The 20,848-nt window shown below is 71.8% G+C and carries 23 protein-coding genes and 1 pseudogene; 12 read left to right on the top strand and 12 right to left on the bottom strand.

Features of this window, described 5'->3' with window-relative positions; genetic code table 11:
- The first annotated feature begins 148 nt into the window (after positions 1-148).
- The 6 genes from ABZZ20_RS33545 to hypE are packed head-to-tail and all read left to right on the top strand — an operon-like array spanning position 149 to position 6,343.
- Positions 149-556, top strand: coding sequence for a hydrogenase maturation nickel metallochaperone HypA (locus ABZZ20_RS33545; RefSeq protein ID WP_356876230.1), 408 nt, complete (start codon positions 149-151; stop codon positions 554-556).
- Positions 557-559: 3 nt separating this feature from the next.
- On the top strand, positions 560-1,390 hold the full coding sequence (gene hypB / locus ABZZ20_RS33550) for a hydrogenase nickel incorporation protein HypB (RefSeq protein WP_356876232.1): 831 nt from the start codon (positions 560-562) through the stop codon (positions 1,388-1,390).
- A complete protein-coding gene (hypF, locus tag ABZZ20_RS33555; RefSeq protein WP_356876234.1) occupies positions 1,390-3,774 on the top strand; it encodes a carbamoyltransferase HypF in 2,385 nt (794 codons plus the stop codon). The genes hypB and hypF overlap by 1 nt, the downstream gene beginning before the upstream one ends.
- Positions 3,743-4,090 carry a HypC/HybG/HupF family hydrogenase formation chaperone gene (locus ABZZ20_RS33560; protein WP_356876236.1) on the top strand — a complete coding sequence of 116 codons (348 nt, stop codon included), beginning with the start codon at positions 3,743-3,745 and terminating at the stop codon, positions 4,088-4,090. The genes hypF and ABZZ20_RS33560 overlap by 32 nt, the downstream gene beginning before the upstream one ends.
- Complete coding sequence (gene hypD, locus ABZZ20_RS33565) at positions 4,087-5,253, top strand: hydrogenase formation protein HypD (protein ID WP_356876238.1); 1,167 nt, start codon at positions 4,087-4,089, stop codon at positions 5,251-5,253. The genes ABZZ20_RS33560 and hypD overlap by 4 nt, the downstream gene beginning before the upstream one ends.
- Before the next feature lie 28 nt (positions 5,254-5,281).
- A complete protein-coding gene (hypE, locus tag ABZZ20_RS33570) occupies positions 5,282-6,343 on the top strand; it encodes a hydrogenase expression/formation protein HypE (protein WP_356876267.1) in 1,062 nt (353 codons plus the stop codon).
- A 331-nt stretch (positions 6,344-6,674) separates the two neighbouring features.
- On the opposite strand, the gene ABZZ20_RS33575 is transcribed toward hypE, so the two are convergent.
- Positions 6,675-7,514: a class II glutamine amidotransferase gene (locus tag ABZZ20_RS33575; protein WP_356876269.1), complete on the bottom strand. Its 840-nt coding sequence runs from the start codon at positions 7,512-7,514 to the stop codon at positions 6,675-6,677.
- 175 nt (positions 7,515-7,689) lie between these two features.
- Positions 7,690-8,061, bottom strand: a complete 372-nt coding sequence (locus tag ABZZ20_RS33580) for a hypothetical protein (RefSeq protein WP_356876240.1) — start codon at positions 8,059-8,061, stop codon at positions 7,690-7,692.
- A 306-nt stretch (positions 8,062-8,367) separates the two neighbouring features.
- On the opposite strand from ABZZ20_RS33580, the gene ABZZ20_RS33585 reads away from it, so the two are divergent.
- Positions 8,368-9,012: a DUF4360 domain-containing protein gene (locus ABZZ20_RS33585; RefSeq protein WP_356876242.1), complete on the top strand. Its 645-nt coding sequence runs from the start codon at positions 8,368-8,370 to the stop codon at positions 9,010-9,012.
- Between the two features lie 60 nt (positions 9,013-9,072).
- Entirely contained in the window at positions 9,073-9,750 is a 678-nt protein-coding gene (locus tag ABZZ20_RS33590) for a DUF4360 domain-containing protein (protein ID WP_356876270.1), read from the top strand.
- 181 nt (positions 9,751-9,931) lie between these two features.
- Here the strand turns inward: ABZZ20_RS33590 and ABZZ20_RS33595 are convergent, their stop codons facing one another.
- The 5 genes from ABZZ20_RS33595 to ABZZ20_RS33615 all read right to left on the bottom strand — a co-directional run bounded on the left by ABZZ20_RS33595 (position 9,932) and on the right by ABZZ20_RS33615 (position 13,857).
- Positions 9,932-11,344, bottom strand: a complete 1,413-nt coding sequence (locus ABZZ20_RS33595) for an Ig-like domain-containing protein (protein WP_356876244.1) — start codon at positions 11,342-11,344, stop codon at positions 9,932-9,934.
- Positions 11,345-11,671: 327 nt separating this feature from the next.
- Entirely contained in the window at positions 11,672-11,899 is a 228-nt protein-coding gene (locus ABZZ20_RS33600; protein ID WP_356876246.1) for a DUF6296 family protein, read from the bottom strand.
- A gap of 69 nt (positions 11,900-11,968) precedes the next feature.
- Positions 11,969-12,349, bottom strand: coding sequence for a hypothetical protein (locus ABZZ20_RS33605; protein ID WP_356876248.1), 381 nt, complete (start codon positions 12,347-12,349; stop codon positions 11,969-11,971).
- Positions 12,350-12,376: 27 nt separating this feature from the next.
- Entirely contained in the window at positions 12,377-12,997 is a 621-nt protein-coding gene (locus ABZZ20_RS33610; protein WP_356876250.1) for an L-threonylcarbamoyladenylate synthase, read from the bottom strand.
- A gap of 143 nt (positions 12,998-13,140) precedes the next feature.
- Positions 13,141-13,857 carry a TetR/AcrR family transcriptional regulator C-terminal domain-containing protein gene (locus tag ABZZ20_RS33615; protein ID WP_356876252.1) on the bottom strand — a complete coding sequence of 239 codons (717 nt, stop codon included), beginning with the start codon at positions 13,855-13,857 and terminating at the stop codon, positions 13,141-13,143.
- Between the two features lie 121 nt (positions 13,858-13,978).
- Between ABZZ20_RS33615 and ABZZ20_RS33620 the strand changes: the two genes are divergently transcribed.
- Positions 13,979-14,725, top strand: a complete 747-nt coding sequence (locus ABZZ20_RS33620) for a DUF4386 domain-containing protein (RefSeq protein WP_356876254.1) — start codon at positions 13,979-13,981, stop codon at positions 14,723-14,725.
- Here ABZZ20_RS33620 and ABZZ20_RS33625 read toward each other — a convergent pair.
- The 5 genes and pseudogenes from ABZZ20_RS33625 to ABZZ20_RS33645 form a co-directional block, all read right to left on the bottom strand.
- Complete coding sequence (locus ABZZ20_RS33625) at positions 14,650-16,281, bottom strand: FAD-dependent monooxygenase (RefSeq protein WP_356876256.1); 1,632 nt, start codon at positions 16,279-16,281, stop codon at positions 14,650-14,652. The two genes, ABZZ20_RS33620 and ABZZ20_RS33625, sit on opposite strands and share 76 nt — an antisense overlap.
- Before the next feature lie 148 nt (positions 16,282-16,429).
- A pseudogene (locus ABZZ20_RS33630) lies at positions 16,430-16,606 on the bottom strand (diaminopimelate decarboxylase); the annotation flags it as partial.
- 136 nt (positions 16,607-16,742) lie between these two features.
- Positions 16,743-17,390 (bottom strand): class I SAM-dependent methyltransferase, encoded by a 648-nt coding sequence (locus tag ABZZ20_RS33635; RefSeq protein WP_356876258.1) that lies wholly within the window; start codon positions 17,388-17,390, stop codon positions 16,743-16,745.
- A gap of 57 nt (positions 17,391-17,447) precedes the next feature.
- Entirely contained in the window at positions 17,448-17,834 is a 387-nt protein-coding gene (locus ABZZ20_RS33640) for a VOC family protein (RefSeq protein ID WP_356876259.1), read from the bottom strand.
- Between the two features lie 11 nt (positions 17,835-17,845).
- Positions 17,846-18,754, bottom strand: coding sequence for an oxygenase MpaB family protein (locus tag ABZZ20_RS33645; RefSeq protein WP_356876272.1), 909 nt, complete (start codon positions 18,752-18,754; stop codon positions 17,846-17,848).
- A 106-nt stretch (positions 18,755-18,860) separates the two neighbouring features.
- Between ABZZ20_RS33645 and ABZZ20_RS33650 the strand changes: the two genes are divergently transcribed.
- From ABZZ20_RS33650 to ABZZ20_RS33660, 3 genes are all read left to right on the top strand, one after another.
- Positions 18,861-19,388, top strand: a complete 528-nt coding sequence (locus ABZZ20_RS33650; RefSeq protein ID WP_356876261.1) for a sigma factor — start codon at positions 18,861-18,863, stop codon at positions 19,386-19,388.
- A 244-nt stretch (positions 19,389-19,632) separates the two neighbouring features.
- Entirely contained in the window at positions 19,633-20,196 is a 564-nt protein-coding gene (locus tag ABZZ20_RS33655) for a hypothetical protein (protein WP_356876263.1), read from the top strand.
- Complete coding sequence (locus ABZZ20_RS33660; protein WP_356876265.1) at positions 20,193-20,747, top strand: hypothetical protein; 555 nt, start codon at positions 20,193-20,195, stop codon at positions 20,745-20,747. The genes ABZZ20_RS33655 and ABZZ20_RS33660 overlap by 4 nt, the downstream gene beginning before the upstream one ends.
- Positions 20,748-20,848 lie beyond the last annotated feature (101 nt).

Genomic DNA, 20,848 nt, shown 5'->3' on the forward strand with positions numbered 1-20,848 from the left:
TCGGCCGGCCGCAGCCCCCAACCGGTCACAGCACCAGCTCCGCGACCGGCCGGGCGCCCGAATGGCGTACGTAGCACGGCGTCCCGGCGTGCCCGACGGTTCCGTCCGCCGTCGGCCGGTCTAATGAGGCCCGGCAGGACGGAGCCCCATGCACGAGATGTCGATCGCCATGGCCGTGGTGGGCCAGGTGGAGGAAGCCGCCGAGGCCGGTGGCGCGAGCGCCGTCACCTCGGTCCGGCTCCAGGTCGGGGAGTTGGCCGGGGTGGTCCCCGACGCCCTCGCCTTCTGTTTCGAACTGGCCTGCGCCGGAACGCTCCTCGAAGGCGCCGAGCTCGTGACGGAGCCGGTCGAGGCCCGCGCGCACTGTCGTTCCTGTACGGGCGACTGGGCCGTCGGCATGCCGCCCCGGCTGATCTGCCCCCGATGCGGGCAGGCGACGGGTGTCGAACTCCGCACCGGGCGCGAGCTACAGATCCTCAGCGTGTGCTGGGAGGACGCGCCCGCCCGCGTCCGGCCCCCCGTCACCACCCGCGAACCGATCTCCGAGGAGCGCTGAACCATGTGCCGTGTGGTCGACCTGAAGCAGGCGGTCCTCGCCAAGAACGACTCGGTCGCGCACACCCTGCGCGCCGAACTTGCCGCCCGCGGCACCACGGTGGTCAACCTGCTCTCCAGCCCGGGCAGCGGCAAGACCGCCCTGTTGGAACGCGAGCTCGGGCTGGCGCGCGAGCGCGGCGTTCCGGTCGCGGCCCTGACCGCGGACCTCGCCACCGAGAACGACGCGGTGCGGCTGGCGCGTTCGGGCGTACCCGTCAAGCAGGTGCTCACCGACGGGCTGTGCCACCTGGAGGCGGGGATGCTCGGCCGCCACCTCGACGGCTGGCTGCCGCAGGACACCCGGCTGCTGTTCGTGGAGAACGTGGGCAACCTCGTCTGCCCCGCCTCATACGACCTCGGCGAGACGCTGCGCGTCGTACTGGCCTCGGTGACGGAGGGCGAGGACAAACCGCTGAAGTACCCGACGGCCTTCGGGCTGGCCCACCTCGTCGTGGTGACGAAGACGGACATTGCGCGGGCCGTCGAATTCGACGAGGCGGCTTTCCGCGCGCACGTCCAGCAGGTCAACCCGGGCGTCGAGGTGGTGCTCACCTCCGCCCGTGGGGGCGAGGGCGCGGGCATCCTGCTGGACCGGGCGCTGGCGGTCGGTGACGGAGGGGCGGTCCACGCACCGGTCATGGCACAGCAGCACCCGACGCACCACCACCAGCACGCGGAGGACCACCGTCACGGGCACGGACCGGGGCACGATCACGGCGACGATCACGTCCACGGGCGCGACTCCGACTCCCGGCCCGCCCGGGCGCGCTCCTCCGCGGCGCAGACCCGCTGATGGAGGCCGTGCAACGCCGCCGGATCGTCGTGCGCGGTGTGGTGCAGGGCGTCGGCTTCCGGCCGTACGTGTACACCCGAGCAACCGGACTCGGCCTCGCCGGGCACGTCACCAACACCCCCGAAGGCGTCGTCGCCGAGGTCGAGGGTGCGCCGGCGGTCGTATCGGCCTTCTGCGAGCGGCTCGCGGCCGACGCGCCGCCCCTGGCGGTCGTCGACGCCGTCGACCACTGCGAGGTCCCGGTCGCCGGCGGCACGGGGTTCACCATCGTGGCCTCCCGGTCCGGCGGACCCGTGCGCACCCTCGTCTCTCCGGACGTGGCCACCTGTGACGACTGCCTCGCCGAGCTGGCCGATCCGGCCGACCGGCGCCACCGGCACCCCTTCATCACCTGCACGCACTGCGGACCCCGCTTCACCATCGTCACCGGGCTGCCGTACGACCGGGCGCACACCACCATGGCCAGCTTCCCGCTGTGCCCCGACTGCGCCCGCGAGTACGCCGACCCCGCCGACCGGCGCTTCCACGCCCAGCCGGTGGCCTGCCCCGGCTGCGGGCCCCGGCTGCGCCTCCTCGTCGGGACGCCGCCGCGCGAGACGGGCTGCGCCGACCCGGTGGCCGAGGCCCGCCGGCTCCTGGCCGCCGGGGCGATCCTCGCGGTCAAGGGCCTCGGCGGCTACCACCTGGCCTGCGATGCCACGCACGCTGCAGCCGTGGCCGAACTGCGGCGCCGCAAGGCCCGCGGGGACAAGCCGTTCGCCCTGATGGCCCGTGCCCTCGCCGACGTCGAGCCGCTCGTCCACCTCGGCCCGGCCGAACGGGCCCTGCTCACCGGACCCGTCCGGCCCATCGTCCTACTGCGCCGCCGCCCGTCGGATGCCGCGGAGGGCCTGGTCGCCGATGCCGTCGCCCCGCGCTCTCCCGACCTCGGCGTGATGCTCCCGTACACGCCCGTGCACCACCTGCTGCTCGGGCTCCCCGGCGATCCGCCGGGTCCGCGCCTGCTCGTCATGACCAGTGGCAATCTGTCGGGCGAGCCCATCGTCACCGACGACGCCGAGGCCCTGGACCGGCTCGGCCGCATCGCCGACGGCTGGCTCACGCACGACCGACCCATCCACGTGCCCTGCGACGACTCCGTGGTACGCGTGTGCGACGGAGAAACGCTGACCGTCCGCCGCTCGCGCGGGTACGCCCCGCTGCCCCTGGAACTTCCGCTGCCCGTCCCGGCCGCGCTCGCCGCCGGAGGCGACCTCAAGAACGCCTTCTGCCTGGGCGAGGGCCGCAAGGCCTGGCTGTCCGCACACATCGGCGACATGGACGACCTGGCCACACAGAACGCCTTCGATCGCGCCGAGCGACAACTGGAATCCATCACCGGCGTGACACCGGGACTGCTTGCCGCCGATCGGCACCCCGGTTACCGCTCCGGTCGGTGGGCCCAGCGCACCGCCGGCGCCCGCCCGCTGGTCCGCGTCCAGCACCACCACGCGCACGTCGCCTCCGCGATGGCCGAACACGGCCTCGACGGCGGCAACCGGGTGATCGGCATCGCCTTCGACGGAACCGGGTACGGGGACGACGGAGCCGTTTGGGGCGGGGAGGTCCTCCTAGCCGACTACGCCGGGTACCAGCGGTTCGCCCACCTCGCCTACGTGCCGCTGCCGGGCGGCGACGCCGCCGTACTGCGGCCATACCGGATGGCGCTGTCCCACCTTCGTGCCGCGGGCATCGCCTGGGCACCGGACCTGCCGTGTACCGCAGCCTGCCCGCCCGAGGAACTACGAGTACTGGAACGCCAGTTGGAGCGCGGCCTCAACTGCGCCCGGACCTCCAGCATGGGGCGGCTCTTCGACGCCGTCTCCTCCCTGGCCGGCATCTGCCACCTCGCCGGATACGAGGCCCAGGCCGCGATCGAGCTGGAATCCGCCGCACTCGCGGCACCCCGGACGGAAGCGGACGACGGGTACGCCTTCACGTTGCACCGGCGGGAAGCGGGCGAGGGGACCCCGCTCACGGCCGATCCGGCCCCCGTCCTGGCCGCGGTCGTGGCCGACGTGCGCGCCGGTGTGCCGGCGCCCCTGATCGCCGCGCGCTTCCACGTCGCGGTCGCCGACCTCGTGAGCACGCTCGCCGCCCTGGCCCGCGAGCGGTGCGGCCTCGACACCGTCGCCCTCACCGGCGGGGTCTTCGCCAACACCGTGCTCTCCTCAACCACCGCCCGCGTACTGCGCGAGCGCGGCTTCACCGTCCTGCGCCACCACCGCGTCCCGCCGAACGACGGGGGGCTGGCCCTCGGCCAGCTCATGGTGGCGGCCCGTGCCCCGCACCAACCACAGCAAGGAGAGGGCCATGTGCCTGGCGGTACCCGGCAGAGTGCTTGACATCGGGGAGAAGGACGGCACCCGCATGGCGACCGTCGACTTCGGCGGCGTGGTCAAGGAGGTATGCCTGGAGTACCTGCCGGACCTCCAGGTCGGTGAGTACACCATCGTCCACGTCGGTTTCGCCCTCCAGCGCCTGGACGAGGAGTCGGCCCGCCAGACCCTGCAACTCTTCGAGCAACTCGGCATGCTCCAGGAGGAGTTCGCCGACCCCTGGGAGCGCGCGGCGGCCGAGGCGGGCGTGGATTCCTGGCCCTTCGCCAACGACGTCGCGGAGCAACCGGCGATGGACGCAGTACGGGAGGCACAGCAGTGAAGTACATCGAGGAGTTCCAGGACCCCGAGTTGGCCCGCCGCCTGCTCGACGACATCCACGCCACCGTGACCCGGCCCTGGGCGCTGATGGAGGTGTGCGGCGGCCAGACCCACACCATCATTCGGCACGGCATCGACCAACTCCTCCCCGAACAGGTGGAGTTGATTCACGGCCCCGGATGCCCGGTGTGCGTGACCCCGCTCGAGGTCATCGACAAGGCGCTGGAGATCGCCTCCCGTCCCGACGTGATCTTCTGTTCGTTCGGCGACATGCTCCGCGTCCCCGGCAGCGGCCGCGACTTGTTCCAGGTCCGCAGCGAGGGCGGCGACGTACGGATCGTCTACTCCCCGCTCGACGCCCTGAAGATCGCGCAGCAGAACCCGGGGCGCGAGGTGGTGTTCTTCGGCATCGGCTTCGAGACCACTGCACCACCCAATGCCATGACGGTGTACCAGGCGAAGAAGCTCGGCATTCCCAACTTCAGCCTGCTGGTCTCCCACGTCCGGGTGCCCCCCGCGATCGAGGCGATCATGACCTCTCCCAGCTGCCGGGTCCAGGGCTTCCTGGCCGCCGGGCACGTGTGCAGCGTGATGGGCACGGGGGAGTACCCCGAGCTGGCCGCGCGCCACCGCGTCCCGATCGTGGTCACCGGCTTCGAGCCGCTGGACATCCTCGAAGGCGTGCGCCGGGCCGTGCGGCAGCTCGAACGGGGCGAGCACACCGTCGACAACGCCTACGCCCGTGTCGTCCGCCCGGAGGGGAACCCGGCCGCCCTCGCCATGCTGGAGGACGTCTTCGAGGTCACCGACCGCGCCTGGCGCGGCATCGGCGTCATCCCCGACAGCGGCTGGCGACTGTCGGCCCGCTACCGGGAGTACGACGCCGAGCACCGCTTCTCGGTCACGGACATCACCACGCAGGAACCCGCCGAATGCCGCAGCGGGGAGGTCCTCCAAGGTCTGATCAAACCGCACGAGTGTGAGGCCTTCGGTACCACCTGCACCCCGCGCACCCCGCTCGGCGCCACGATGGTCTCCAGCGAGGGCGCCTGCGCCGCGTACTACCTCTACCGGCGCCTCGACCTCACGACGGCCCGGAAGTCCGAGTCCGAGGCCCCCGCCGGAGCACGGACCGCACCGCTGGAGGCGAGCCCCGTTGTCTGAGACCGTGTCCGACGCCGCGCCCGGCACCGTGTCCGGTACCGCACTGGACATCACCGGGTGGACGTGCCCGGCCCCGCTGCGCGACCGTCCCCGGGTGGTCATGGGCCATGGGGGCGGCGGCGCGCTCTCCGCCGAGCTCGTCCAGCACGTCTTCGCCCCCGCCTTCGGCGGCGAGGTGCTCGCCCAGCTCGGCGACAGTGCCGCAGTCACCCTGGGCGGGGCCCGATTGGCCTTCTCGACCGATTCGTACGTGGTGCGGCCCCTGTTCTTCCCCGGCGGCAGCATCGGGGACCTCGCGGTCAACGGCACGGTCAACGACCTGGCCATGAGCGGAGCCCGGGCCGCGTACCTCTCCTGCGGGTTCATCCTCGAAGAGGGCGTCGAAGTCTCCGTGGTGGCCCGAGTGGCACAGGCCCTCGGTGAGGCCGCGCGCGTCGCCGGCGTCGAGGTCGCGACCGGTGACACCAAGGTGGTGGAGGCCGGCCACGGTGACGGCATCTACCTCAACACCGCGGGCATCGGGCTCATCCCCGACGGGGTGGACCTGCGTGCGCAGCGCGTCGTCCCGGGTGACGTCGTCATCGTCAGCGGCGAGATCGGCCTGCACGGCGTGGCCATCATGAGCCTGCGTGAGGGCCTCGGCTTCGGCGTGGAGATCGAGAGCGACTGCGCCCCGCTGGGCGGACTCGTCCAGGCGATGCTGGCGGTCACCCCCGACCTGCACGTGCTGCGCGATCCCACACGGGGCGGCATCGCCGCCGCCCTGAACGAGATCGCTGCCGCCTCGGGCGCCGGGGTGCTCATCCACGAAGGCCGCGTGCCGGTCCCCGAGGCCGTGGGCAACGCCTGCGCGATCCTCGGTCTCGACCCGTTCTACGTGGCCAACGAGGGCAAGTTGGTCGCCTTCGTACCCCGGGAGCACGCCGAGGCCGTCCTCGACGCGATGCGCGCCCACCCGCTGGGCCGGCGTGCGACGGTGATCGGCGAGGCGGTCGAGGCCCACCCCGGCCTGGTCGTGGCCCGCACCGGCCTCGGCGGCACCCGCGTGGTCGACCTGCCGATCGGGGAACAACTGCCCCGCATCTGCTGAACCCGGAGCCGGACCGGTAACCCGGGGGCAGGAGCCGTGCCGGGGCCGGGCCGGACCTCGCGTCCCGGCCGGTCAACTCGCCCCGGGCGGCGGTAGTCCAGGGGCGCCGTGAACTCGGTGCACCGGGGCCCGGCCGCGTCGCACCGCGGGGCCGAGCAGGCACAGCAGGGCCGCACCGGGGGCGGCCGTCCTGCTCCCACGCATCTCGTCCCCCCGCTGCGGCCCCGCATCCGGCCGGTCTCCCCTGAACGACCGGCCGCAGCACCGAAGTTAGGCCGCACACCTGGCGGGCCGCGTCAGCCTGCGGGCTGATGGCCGTGCGACTTCAGGATCACGGGAGCTCGGGGATGAAGGGGAGGTAGTCCTCCGTCTCCGTGGAGGGGATGACCGCGTAGCTGGCCTCGGGGAGTTCGTTCCACACACCGGGGAGGTCACCCAGCGGTTCCGACACCACGAGCCGGGTCGCATCGGAAACCTCCCGCAGGAACGGCAGCTCCGGGTACAGCTGCCGTACGGTCTCGGCCTTGCTGCTGTAGAACAGCGAACGCGACTTGCCCTGGCTGGAGTACCGGAACGCCCACACCCGCTCGCCGTCGCTGACTGCGATCGTCATCTGGAGCGGGTCGGGAACGCCGTGCTCCTTGCCGAGCCGCTCCACCAGACCGGCCATCCGGGCGACCGCGCCGGGGGCGTCCTGGTCGAGGCCGAAGGTGACGGCGAGGTAGAACATCACCTCGGAGTCCGTGGAGCCCTCGATGCACGGGAACAGGGCCGGATCGACGGCCATGCACAGTTCGCGCTGGAGGCGGTGGAAGTCGGTGATCGCACCGTTGTGCATCCACATCCAGCGGCCGTGACGGAACGGGTGGCAGTTCGTCTGTTGAATGGCGGAGCCGGTGGAGGCGCGGACATGGGCGAAGAACAGGGTTGAGCGGACGTGCGCCGCCAGTTCCCGCAGATTGCGGTTGTTCCAGGCCGGCCCGATGTCCCGGAAGATCGCCGGAGTGCCGTCACCGTCGGCGCTATACCAGCCGATGCCGAAGCCGTCGCCGTTGGTCGACTCGACGCCCATCCGCGCGTGCAGACTCTGGTCGATCAGCGAGTGTTCCGGCTGGTAGAGAACCGCATCGAGCAGCATCGGCGAGCCGGAGTAGGCGAGCCATCGACACATCAGCATCATCCCTCTCCTGTGCCCCGTCCGAGCCTATCGCGGGCCGGTTCTCGTCGCCTGGCTTCAGCGACGTGTGCCGCTGCACTGACGTGCCTCCTGCACCGACGTGCCCTCCTGCATTGAAGCACCGCGGCTCGACGGCCGCGGGTGCGCTGCGTGCGCTCCGCTACGTGCGCTACGTGCGCTCTTCCATGCGGATCACGGACGCCAGGTCCTCGTGGGCCTCGCTCTGCTTGCCCTCCTGCTGTTCCAGTAGCGACGCGGCGATCGCGTCGAGCTTGCGCTGGATGGCGTGCTCGGCGCGGCGCTCCGAGTTCTTCAGCAGGGCCAGCAGGAGGAGCGACACCGCAGCGATGGCGTCGCCCGCGAGGTGTTGCCACTCCGTCGACAGCCCCGCCACGTGGACGGCCACGAGCCCGCCGACCAGGGCCACGCAGAGCAGGGAGAAGACGGCGGAGCTGGTGAAATTGGAGGCGAGCTCGGCCAGCTTCTCGAAGCGGGCGGGCTCTCCCTCGTTCTTGCGTTCCGCCGGGTGTTGGAAGGCCATGTCCGGCGCCTGCCCATCGGGAGTGGTCGCACACCCCCGCCCCGGTTTCGGCCGCCGGGACGCTGGAGGCGGGGTTCTGGTCATTGTCGCACCCCGGCCGGCCGTGCGGATTACGGGCCGTGGCGGGGGAGCGGGGCTGATGGGCGGGGGCGGGGGAGCGGAACGGGGGAATGCGGCATTCGGCCAGGTAACGGCGGCGGAAGGCGTTGTCCGTATCGCGTCCTTCCCAGTACCCGACCCCTGTGGTGGCATGTCCATGCCTAAGTTTGGGAATTCGCAGCGGTTCCGAGGAATGGGGAAACGAACATGTTCTTCCGCAGACTCACCGTAGGCGCGGCAGTGGCGGCGTTGTCCGTCCTGGCCGTACCCGCACAGGCCGATACCGCGTCCACGCCGCCCGGAAGAATCACGGTCGACGTGGTCGGCGTCAACGGATCGGGATGCCCCCAGGGGACGGCGAGTGTCGCCGCGGCCTCCGACAACACCTCCTTCACGGTCACGTACAGTGACTATCTCGCCCAGGCGGGAGCCGGCTCCGGCGGTACCGAGTTCCGCAAGAACTGTCAGCTCGCGCTACAGATCCACGTGCCGCAGGGGTTCACGTACGCCATCGCCCGGGCCGACTACCGCGGCTTCGCCCACCTCCAGCGCGGGGCCTACGGCCAGGAGCGCGCGAACTACTACTTCCAGGGCATGGCGCAGACGGCCCGCACCACCCACCAGTTCACCGGCCCCTACTCCGACAACTGGCAGGCGAGCGACCAGACGGAGTACGCCGACCTGGTCTGGGCGCCCTGCGGCGAGGAACGCAACCTCAACGTCAACAGCGAACTGCGCGTCTACGCGGGGACGTCGAACCCGCAGGCCCTGAGCTTCATGAGCATGGACTCGACGGACGGCAGCGTCAGCACGATCTACCACTTCGCGTGGAAGGAATGTCCCGCGGCCTGACGCGGCGTGAGCGCAGGAATCACCGACGGATGGTCAGGAGTGACAACGATGTCTCATTCCCTGTCTCGTACTCTGCTCACCGGCGGCGCGGCGGCCCTGCTGATCGCCACCGCGACGACGCCGGCCGGAGCCACCGGACACGCCCCGCAGATCACCGCACCGCCCGACAAGATCGTGATCGAACTCGCCACGGTGAACGGATCCGGCTGTCGGGAAGGCACCACCGAGGTGGCGGTCTCGCCGGACAACACCGCCTTCACGGTCACGTACAGTGACTACCTCGCCCAGGTCGGGCCCGGTGCGCCGCCTACGGCATTCCGCAAGAACTGCCAGCTCAACCTCCGCGTCCACGTTCCTTCGGGATTCACCTATGCGATCGTCCAGGCGGACTACCGCGGATTCGCATTTCTCCAAGCCGGTGCGTGGGGTCAGGAGCGGGCCAACTACTACTTCCAGGGAATGCCCCAGACCACGCAGCGCACGCATCAGTTCAACGGGCCGCTCAACGACAACTGGCAGGCGTCCGACCGGACGGAGTATGCGGATCTGGTATGGGCGCCCTGCGGGGAGAAACGCAACTTCAACATCAATACCGAACTGCGCGTGAATGCGGGCACGTCCAATCCGCAGACCGCCACGAGCTTCATGGCCATGGACTCCACGGACACGAGCGTGAGCACCCTCTACCACCTCGCCTGGCAGGTCTGCCCCACGCCCTCCCGGCCCGCCGCCTCCTGACGGCCCACCCCCGCCCCTGAGGCCCTGCGCCGTGCCAGGGCCGAGCGCCGGGCACAGCGGGCCGGCGCAGGCGCCCTCGGATCGGGATCCGAGGGCGCCTGCGCCGGCAGCCGACACACGGCCCCTGCCGTTGCCGGAGTCCTCGTGCTCGCCGTGATCGGCCGGGTGGCGAACCGACGGCTCAGGTGAGGGGGCGCAGGCGGGACGGGGTCCGGGAAGACGTCGCCGGGAGGGCGGCGGCCGGGACGTGGGTGTCGGTGAGGGCGCTGCCCGCCTGCCAGGTCCGCCAGTCCAGGTTCCAGTCACCGAAACCGTTGTCGAACGGCGCCATGCGCTCGCCTCCGCTGTTCACCACCTCCACGACGTCCCCCTCCCGCACCGTCTGGAAGAACCAGGCGGCGTCCGCCGTGCTCATGCCCGTGCAGCCGTGGCTCACGTTCTCCTCGCCCTGCGCCCCGACCGACCAGGGCGCGGCGTGCACGTACTCGCCGCTCCATGTCACCCGGGTCGCGTAGAAGACCGGCAGGTCGTAGAACTCGCTCGTGCCGGGCTTGATGCCGACGGTGTCCCCGCGCATCCGGACCTGGTACTCCTTGCGCAGTACGACCTTGATCCCGCTGCGCGTGCGGAAGCCCGCCTTGCCGGTGGTCACCGGGATCGTCCGGATGATCCGACCGTTGCGGCGCACGGTCATCTTGTGGGCGGCGGAGTCGGTGATCGCCTCGATCCGGTCCCCGATGGTGAACTCCAGGGGGTCCGAGGGGCCGCCGTAGTCGTGGTCGCCGACCTCGACCCCGTCCAGACCGCTGGACACGCGCACCTCGGCGTGCGCGGGCCAGTACGTACGCGGCCGGTAGTGCAGCGTCGAGTCATCGACCCAGTACCAGCTCCCCTCGACCGCCGGTTCCGAGGTCACCTGGAGTGCCCGCTCGACCCGGGCCCGGGACGTCCGGTCGGCGGCAGGAACCGGCCGGCTGAGGGCGGCCGTCACGATCTGCCCCACGCCGTACGTCCCGGGCCGGGGCCCGAACGCCACCGTGAGCCTGCCCTCGTCCGTGGCCGGCGCGGTACGGAACGCCATCGTCACCCCGACCGGAGTGCCGGCGGCGTCCTGTGCGCCGACCCGGACGGTGTAGAGCTCACCGGCCCGCAGCGGCTCGGTATTGGTCCAGCGCCGGCTCTTCGCTGCGAGCTCGCCGCCCACGTAGCGTCCGTGGCCGTCGTGGACGCTCACGTCCGTGAGCTGTCCCGGTTCCGCGAGCGCGATCTCCAGCGGACCGCCGGGGTTCGTGGGCAGGACGACCGTACGGACCGCCCCGTCCGCGTCGCGGGCTGCGGAGCCCCGCAGTACCGAACCGGCCCCCCCGGCAGTGGCCCGTACGTGCTGCTGTCGCCAGCCGGTGCACAGGCCGTCGCGGAACCCCTCCACCGCACACCGCGCGGCGATACCGCCGTCCCCCTCGTCCAAGGCCCGGCCGACCAGCAGGGTCACTGCGGCGTCCGGACCGTTGGGTGCGCGCCCGGCGCCAACCGGCTCCGGCGGCCGGCCCGGCGCAGCGGCGACGACGAGGGCGGCTCCGGCGACGGCGGCCACCGCGCTCCACGTCCTGCCCCGTCGTGCCCTTCGTGCCCGTCGTTCCTGTTGTGCACGGTGCGTCGATGACATCGCCACGCAGCCTTCCCAGCTCGCCCACGGCCCGATGGCAGCATCAAAACGATTGCGAGGCGAATTTATGATCATGCACTCGGCCGGTGCGACCGAACGGGCACGCAAGAGAACTCGTACGGAGCAACATCGGGCGCACTGCAGTGAATTGCCGACACCGGTGGCCGCGACACGGCGGGGCGGCGCCGCGGGCGGGCCGCGCAGGTCGTGATCAGCGCGCGCCCGGCCTCCGTGGCCCGCGCACTGCCGGTGCGCTCACGACAGGGGGCGGACCCGGACCACGCGGGCCGGGTCCTGGCCGCCGCCGGAGGCCAGGATGCGCACTTCGCCCTGATCGCTGATCTCTGCCCGGATGATGCCGGTCGCGTCCACGTACACCGGGTGGCCGCCCGGGCCGGCCTGGCCCGTGGCCTCCACGACGACGACGTCCTCGTTCGCCTCCGGGTCCTCGGAAAACACCAGCTCGTACCGCTGGGAACTCATCCGCGCCCTCCTCTGCCGGCGAAAGCGCTCTTCACCCCCATGATGCGCGCCGCCGCCGGTCCGCGCCGCCTAGGCCGTGACGACGGCGTACCGGCCCCGCACCCTGGCACCGTCCGGTAGCGTCCAGTCCGCGCAGACGAGCCCCAGGGCCTCCCCGGCGCCGTCCTCCCGCCCCTGTCCGGGGCGCAGGACGCGTTGCACGCGGATGGTCGGCCTCCCGGCCGGGCCCTGCACGAGCAGGTCGGTGGTGTGCAGCCCGGCCGAAACCCGTACGAGCTCGATCGGCGCGGCAGGGGCCGCTCCCCCGTACCAGCCGACGGTGACCGCCCGGTCGACCACGTCGCTCTCGTTCTGGTCCTGTGGCTGGGCCTCGCCCAGAACGAGCGCGAACAACTGGGCGACGAGGACCGGGTCGTGGGTTCCGTCGTAGATCCAGCGGCGTCCCAGCACGCCGAGAAGGGAGCGGGCGCGGCGACGTCACTCGAACCGGGTGGTGTCGCCCGCCCCTCGTCGCACGATCTCGGCCCCGCCGCCGGAGAAGTCGATGACGGTGGTGGGCTCCGTGCCGCAGTCGCCCGAGTCGACCACGATGTCCACCAGGTAGTCGAGGCGTTCCTTGATCTCCCAGCCCTGGGTCAGCGGCTCCGGCTCGTCGGGCAGGAGCAGGGTGCTGGACAGCAGCGGTTCGCCGAGGTCGGCGAGCAGGGCCTGGGTGACCGCGTGGTCGGGGATGCGTACGCCGACCGTCTTCTTCTTGGGGTGCAGGAGCTGGCGCGGCACTTCCCTCGTCGCGGGGAGGATGAAGGTGTAACTGCCGGGAGTGGACGCCTTGATCGCCCGGAACACGTCGTTGTCGATCTGCACGAACTGGCCCAGCTGCGCGAAGTTCTGGCAGACCAGCGTGAAGTGGTGGCGGTCGTCGAGGTCGCGGATGGACCGGATCCGGGCGAGGCCGTCACGGTTGCCCAGTTGGCAGCCCAGGGCGTAGCAGGAGTCCGTGGGGTACGCGACGAGCGCGCCGGAGCGGATGCTGTCAGCGACACTGCCGATGGTGCGCTGCTGGGGGTTCTCGGGGTGCACGTCGAAGTACTTGGCCATCCGCCGAGCCTACGCGATCCGGCCACCGCCGGCGGTCGAGCGCCGGTCTGTGGTGCGAGGTCACGGACCCGGCGCAGACCACCGCCCCGTACGGGCCGGTGGCCGTCCCGGCCTCCGAGGACGGGACGGCGGCCTTCCCCGGGCTAACTCCGCCGGCGCCTGTCGCCGGACGTCCATCCCTGTTGCCGGAGGCGTTCGAATCCGTCCAGGAGCAGATCCAGCGCGAACTCGAACTCGAACTGGTCGTCGCAGCCTTGGCCCACGACGGAGTCGCCGTCGTGGGTCGCTGCCATGGCCAGTTCCATGACGTACGGGTAGGCGCCCGCGTCCTGCGCGGGCGCGGGCGCGGGCGCGGGCGCCCGCGTCTGCGCGGCGGGGCTCGGGGAGGCGTCGAACAGCTCCTGGGTGAAACCCAGCATGCGGCTGCCCAGGGCGTGCATCACGTGGTGGGTGAGGTCGACCGAGAAGCCGCCGGTGCGGAACATGCCGATCACCGAGTCCGTGTAAGCGAGCACCGCCGGGGTGGGACCGGTGCGCGACCGGATCACCTGAGCCGCCCACGGATGCCCCAGGAGGGCCTGCCGCGCGGAGAGGATCCGCTGTCGGACCGCGCTCTGCCAGTCGGAGCCGGGGGCCGGCGGATCGATCCCGCCGACGACGACCTCCACCATGCCGTCCAACAGCTGTTCCTTGTTGGCGACGTGCTTGTAGAGCGCCATCGGCACCACCCCCAGCTCCTGGGCGAGCTTGCGCATGCTCAGCGCCTCGATCCCGATGCCGTCGGCCAGTGCGACGGCGGCGTGCAGCACCCGGTCCCGGCTCAGGGGCGCCCGGGGCGCTGCCTCCGTCTGCTGGGCCATCTCGATCAGCTCCCTCGTCATCGGCTGGCGGGCCGGAATCCCGACTTGACGAGTGTACGGCGTACACCTACCGTGTGCCGAGAGGTGTACGCCGTACACCCCTCAAGGGAGGGTCATCCAGATGAGCTCCACCAGAAAGATCGCCGTCGTCACGGGTGTGTTGTTCCTCGTCACCGAGGTCGCCGCGATCGGCGGCCTCGCGTTGTACGGCCCCGTTCTGCAGGGCGCGGACTACGTCCTCGGTCCCGGGGCCGACGTCAGGGTGTTTCTCGGAGCGGTGTGCGAGTTCGTCCTCGCGCTGGCGGTCGTCGGCACCGGGGTTGCCCTGTTCCCCGTCGTCAAGGAACACAACGAAGGCGCCGCACTCGGCTACGTCTGCCTGCGCCTGATGGAAGCCGCCGTCATCGTCGTCGGCATCATCAGCCTGCTGTCGGTCGTGACCCTCCGCAAGGAGTCCGCGGGCGCCGCGGGCGCCGAGGCCGCATCCCTCCTCACGGCCGGCCGTACGCTCAGCGCGATCCACGACTGGACGTTCCTCTTCGGGCCCAACTTCGTCCTCGGGGCGAACACCCTCGTGCTGGCCTACCTGATGTTCCGCTCACGCCTCGTGCCGCGGTTCATTGCGGTGCTCGGGCTGGTGGGCGGCGCCATGATCTGCGCCTCCGCGAACGCCGTGCTCTTCGGCCTCTACGCGCAGGTCTCCGTCGCCGGGTCGCTCGCCGCCCTCCCGGTGTTCGCCTGGGAAGTGACCCTGGCCGTACGACTCCTCACCAAGGGGTTCACCGCGCCCGCTCAGCTCCCGAAGACGCCCGAGAAGTGGGCGAGCAGCTCCGAAGTGCTCGGCGGGCACAACCTGGCGCCGAGGTAGCCGTCCGGCCGGATCACGAACGCCGTCGGCTCCCGCACCCCGTACATCCGGGCGAACTCGCCCCGGCTGTCGCAGTACACGGGCACCGGCGCCGGCCGGTCCGGGTCGGCGTCCGCGAGGACCGCATACACACCGACCCGGCCGACCGCGAAACCCCGGACCGCGGAGGTGAGTTCGGCGAGGCCGTCCGGGGTCGGACCCGCCCCGTACAACAACACCACGTGCTCGTGGCCGCGCAGCAGGTCGTACAGCCGCAGCGGATAGGCGGCGATCTTCCCGGTGAGCCCGCCGCAGTCCGGTGCCCGCTCGCCGGGCCGCGGTCCGGGCCCGCCGTCCGACTCCGTGCGCTGCACCAGCGGACTGCCCGGGTATCCCACGAGCAGCTGCGCCTCGCGCAGCATCAGCGTGGCCTTGTCCTCCGGATCGGCCTGGACGCCCTCGGCGGCGTGCCGGACGGTGCGGCCGACGACTTCCTCGCCCACCGGCCGGCGCTCGGCGTCGTAACTCGCCAGCAACCCCGGAGCGGCCGCGCCCTCCACGGCGAGCGCGAGTTTCCAGGCCAGGTTCCAGGCGTCCTGGATCCCGGTGTTCATGCCCTGTGCGCCGGTCGGCGGATGGATGTGCGCCGCGTCCCCGGCGACGAAGACCCGCCCCTCGCCGTACCGGTCCACCAGCCGGTGGCTGATCCGGAACACGGAGGACCAGCGCATGGCCGAGGCCGTGGTGGGCTGCGGCGACAGCCGGTCCAGGACGGCCTGGATGTGGCCGAGGTCGGGAGCCCGGCCGACCTCCAGGCCGTGCGCCACCGCGTCACCACCCTGCGGTGCCAAGGAGGACAGCTCGGGCGGCACCAGCATCGACATCCGGTAGCGGTGCGCGCCGGGCAGCGGGATGCACACCAGCAGGTCGTCGACGGCTCCGGCGGCGTCGCGGTGCACGGCCCGCACCCCGTACCCGTACGGCAGGTCCCAGTCGACCTCCACGTCGGCGAGCATGTACTCCTCAGGGAAGGCGCCCCCCTCGAAGCTCAGCCCGAGCCCCTTGCGGACGATGCTGTGTGCGCCATCGCAGCCCACCAGGTACCGGGTCCGGACCTCCTCCTCACCGGAGGGAGTGGTGAGCCGGCTGGTCACCCCGTCGGCGTCCTGGGCGAACGACACCAGCTCGGTGCCCCGCTCGATCCGGGTCCCGAAGAGCTTCAGGAACTCCTCGATGATCTGCTCGGTCTCGTACTGCGGCAGCGCCGCGAAGCCGTACGGCACCTCGGGCGGCAGTATCAGGTCCATCCGTTCCTGCGGCACGCCGTTCTCGTACGCGAGCTGCCCACGCATCGGTACGGCCGCCTCCAGCGCGGCCTGGACGAATCCCATCCGGTCCCAGATCTCCAGGGTGCGCGGCTGGATGCCCACCGCCTTCGCGTAGGGCAACCTGGCCGGAAGCCGGTCGACGATACGGCAGGCGATCCCGCGCCGCCGGAGCTCCGCGGCGGCCGTCAGCCCGACCGGACCGCCGCCCGCCACCAGGACGTCCGTGGTCGTTCCATCGGTGTGCACCATCGGCGCCTCCCGGGGCGGGTCCCCGAACGGACAGGTCAACCTCCATGGTGGCCCGGTGGCCGGCTCCCGGCCATCCCGGCCATCCCGGCCAACCCCGTCATCCCGGCCGACCATGTTGTAGCCGGAGGCCGTGGACAACTGGTCACACGATGCCGTGGGCGTCGCGGACGCGGGTCATCAGGCCCACCATGCGGCGCAGGGCGCAGACGTACGGCTTGACCTCGGTGATCTGGGAGCCGATGTGGCAGTGCAGGCCGACCAGTTCGAGCTGCGGCTGGCCGAGGATCCGTGTGATGGCCCGAGCCGCAGCGCCGCCCGATGTCGCGCGGCGACTTCGCATTGCCGTGCAGCAACGCACCGGCCCTCGCGGGCGATCCGCGCACGCGCGTCCCGGAGACGGTCGAGGAGTCGTGAAGCGCGGCCCCCGGTGGGCGGCCCCCCGGTACGCGGTGCCACGGCCGTCACTGCTTGCGGGCCAGCAGCTGCACGGCCCGGGACGGGTGCCCGTTCATCGTGACGACGTCGATCGGGCGCTCGCGCACCAGGTCGAGATCGCGGAGCAGCGCGCGTAGGTGGGCGGGTTCGTGGTGTCGGCACACGGCGCCGTCGCTGGTCGTGAAGACGCAGTACGGGCCGGCGAACTCCGCGACGTGCGCCGCGTAACGGTCCCGGTTGCGGTCGTCGTCCTGGACGATCATGTCGCTGACGTAGAGCAGGCCGCCGGGGGCCAGGACCCGGACCAGTTCGTCGACCAGCTTCCGCTGCGCGTCGTCGTCGGGGATGCAGGTCAGGACCGCGAACAGGACGATGACGTCGAAGCTCGACGACGCGTACGGCAGCGACGGGGGATCCTCCAGCACCGCGAAGTCCAGATCTGGCCTCGACCGGCGCCCGCGGGCGATGAGAGCGGGTGACAGGTCCACGCCGGAGACCTCGCGGAAGCCGTGCGCACTCAGCTCGGCCATGGTGCGTCCGTAGCCGCAGCCGTAGTCCAGGACCCGCGCGCTGCGACCGACTCCGGCCAGCCACGTGAGCTCCAGTGGGTGGGTGAACGTCTTCGCTGCGCCGACGGTGTCCCAGTACGCGACCTGACGGTCAAGTTCCCTCATGCGGAGCCACGATACGGCTCCTTCCTCCCGCGTTCGGCGATTCAGGGGGCGGGACGATCAGGGGCGGAAGCGCAGGGGGTGGTCCGCCGGGACCTCCACCACGGCGATGCGGACCCCGTCCGGGTCGGCGATCCACATCTCGATCAGCCCCCAGGGCTCCTGCCGGGGAGGCCGCAGCACCTCGACCCCCCGTATCCTCAGCTCTTCGTACGCCGCCTGTACGTCGGCGACTTGGAGCCACAGTTCGAGCCCGGGCGCGGGCGGGGTGTCGGCGCGGCCCGAGACCTCCAGGAAACCGCCGCCGAGGAAGTAGACCGTGCCCCGCAGCGGTCCGGTACCGAACTCCCGGTAGACGGCGAGCCCCAGAGCGGCGCCGTAGAAGGCGCGCGAGCGTTCGGGATCCGTGGGACGCAGCAGGATCCTGCTGCCCAGTACGTGCACCATGCCGACGGATCCTAGCCAGGCCCCGGCACCGAAGGCGTGCCGTCCGGGTCGGGCGTCGGCCGCGGCGGTCGCATGGCCCAGCGGATGCCCCCGGTCAGGGCGTGCCCGGCCGGCCGTACGCACGCCCGGTCCAGGAGGGGAAGGTACGGCAGTCCGAGCAGGTCGCGGGCCCACGACGGCAGCATCGCGACGGCGTTCGCGGCCAGGACGGCGTACGGGCCGCGGGCGGCCAGGGGGAGCGGCGGGCGGAACAGGATGAAGCGGGCGGCCTCCCGTGCCTCGCGGCCGGCGCGCAGCTCCGAACGGTACGCGGCCATCCGGGCGGTGAGCGCGGCCCGGTCACGCGGTGCGTCGGTGACTCCCAGGGCGGCCGCCACGCGGGCGGTGTCGGCGAGATAGGCGTCGCAGCCGGCACCGTCGAGGGGGTGGGCGCCGTACCGTTGGTGGGCCCGCAGGAAGGAGTCGACCTCGGCGGCGTGGACCCAGCCCAGGAGGTGCGGGTCGGAGGCCCGGTACGGCTGCCCGTCTGCGGTCACCCCGCGCACCCGCGCGTGGACGGCGCGCACCCGGGCGACTGCCTGCTCGGCGTCGTCGGCGGTGCCGTACGTCGTCACGGCGAGGAAGGTGCTGGTGCGTTGGAGCCGCCCCCACGGGTCCCCGCGATAGCCGGAGTGCGCCGCCACGGCGGCCATGGCGAGCGGGTGCAGTGATTGCAGCAGCAGGGCGCTCAGCCCGCCGATGAACATCGAGGCGTCGCCGTGGACGGTGCGGATGGGGCGGTCCGGGCCGAACCAGCGGGGGCCGGGGGTGTCGTGTATGCGGGCCCGGTTCTGCGGGCCCGAAGGCCCGGCGACGCGGGCGAACAGGCTGCGGCCGAGTTGTTCCCGCAGCCGGTCCAGGGCGGGCGCCGACACGTTCATCCGTCCATTGTCGTCCATGGGCCGTCGTTCACGGAGGCCGTTCACGGACTTTTCGGCGTCCGGCTCACGGTGTGCATCCACCGGTGGACGCCGCGGTGAAGAGGGGGTGAGGAAGACCGGGAAGGGCAAGGCAGCCATGGTGATGCCGGAGCCGTGCTTCGAGAACCGGACGCCGTCCGGACCGGAGTTGGGCGAGTTGATGGAGCGGGTCGCGCAGGGGGATCAGGGCGCGTTCTGCGCCGTCTACGAGGCGGTGGCTTCCCGGGTCTTCGGGATCGTGGCCTCGGTGGTGCGCAATCGGGCGCAGTCGGAGGAAGCGGCGCAGGAAGTGATGATCGATCTGTGGCGGCAGGCCGCCCGCTACCGCAGCGACCGGGGCAGCGTCATGACCTGGGTGGCCACCCTGGCCCACCGTGCGGCGGTGCCCGGCGCCCCACATCCCATGCCCGGCGAACGGTGCGCCCGACGGGCGGACGGCACTGGTCACGCCGACGTGCTTCGGGTTGCCGACGATCCGGGTCCTGGACGCCGCGGACCCGGCCGCGCAGACCGCCAGGGGAAGAAGGTCGCGGTCACCGCGCGCACGCGGGACCTGATGCCGCTCGTGGCGCGACCCACTCGCGACGGGACGTGAGGGCTGTCCCGTAATCCCCGGCGGGCGGCCTCCTTCGAGCGACCGCCTGCAACGAGCGCCAGCCGATCCAGTTGCGGGCCTGCTGCCCCGCGCCCGGCCCGCCGGTGTTCGGATCCGCCCGCAGGAGGGCGCAGCTCGTCGTGCACGCAGCGCTCGGGCCCCTGGTGGTGCCCTCGGCGGCGTTTCAGCCGGGACCGGACGGGCAGGCGCGGGTCAGCCTCAACGGATGGCCCTGGAGGCCGCGATGTCAACCGAAACCCTTGTCGTCATCATCGTCGCGTGCGTCATCGTGCTGATCGTGCTCGGTGCCGGTCTGTGGATGCTGTCGCGACGACGTCATCTGAAGCGCCGTTTCGGCCCCGAGTACGACCGCACGGTCGAGGAAGCGGGCGGACGCCTGCCGGCCGACCGCGAGCTGCGCAGCCGTGAACGGCGGCACGACGCCCTGGAGATCCGGGAGGTGTCGCCGGAGGTGAGACAGCAGTACGCCGACGACTGGGGCCGCGTACAGGAACGCTTCGTGGACCGCCCGCAGGGTGCGGTGAGCGAGGCCGACACCCTGGTCACCCGCCTCATGCGGGAGCGCGGCTATCCGACGGAAGGCTACGACCAGCAGCTGCAGGACCTCTCGGTGGAGCACGGACGCACCCTGGAGCACTACCGCGACGCCCACGAGATCCACACCCGTAGCAGCGGCAGTCAGGCCACGACCGAGGAGCTGCGCGGGGCGATGGTGCACTACCGCGCCCTGTTCGACGAGCTCTTGGTCACCCCCTCGGGCTCGGGCCAGCGGACGGAGGAGACATGAACCACGACGACAACCGAGACGCCCGGCACGGACTCACGACGGAAGAGCTGGCACACCTCCGAGACGGTTCCCGAGATGAGGACAGCGCACCGGCCTACCCCGGCGATGCCGCACCCGTGAGCGACGCCCCGACCGGAGCGTCGTCGGACACGACCGACAGCGCTACCACGGCGGACTCGGACACGATGCGGGGGACGGCTGCCGAGTCGACCGGCCCGCCCCAGGGCGCAGCGTCCGCCACGGACGGGTCCCCGACGTCGCCGGACGCAACCGCGGCCGAGGAACAGCCCCTGATGCCGGAATCCGAGGCCGCGGACTTCCGTGACCAGTGGAGCCGGATCCAGGGAGACTTCGTCGACGACCCCAAGGAATCCGTCCGTGCGGCGGACGCGCTGGTCGCAGCCGTCATGCAGCACTTGGCCAGCACGTTCGCTTCCCACAAGGAGGAACTGGAGAAGCAGTGGAGCGGGGGTGGCGAGGCCGCCACCGAGGACCTCCGGCTGGCCCTCCAGCGCTACCGCTCCTTCTTCAACCGCCTGTTGAGCACCTGATAGGCCCGCAGACCTCGACGGACCGGACCGCCGGGGTGCGTACGAGGGGGTGTCTAACAAGCGCCCTCACAAGGGGATAAAGCACACGCGTCGCCGTGAGC

Source organism: Streptomyces sp. NPDC006430, from assembly GCF_040612395.1.
Taxonomy (GTDB): domain Bacteria; phylum Actinomycetota; class Actinomycetes; order Streptomycetales; family Streptomycetaceae; genus Streptomyces.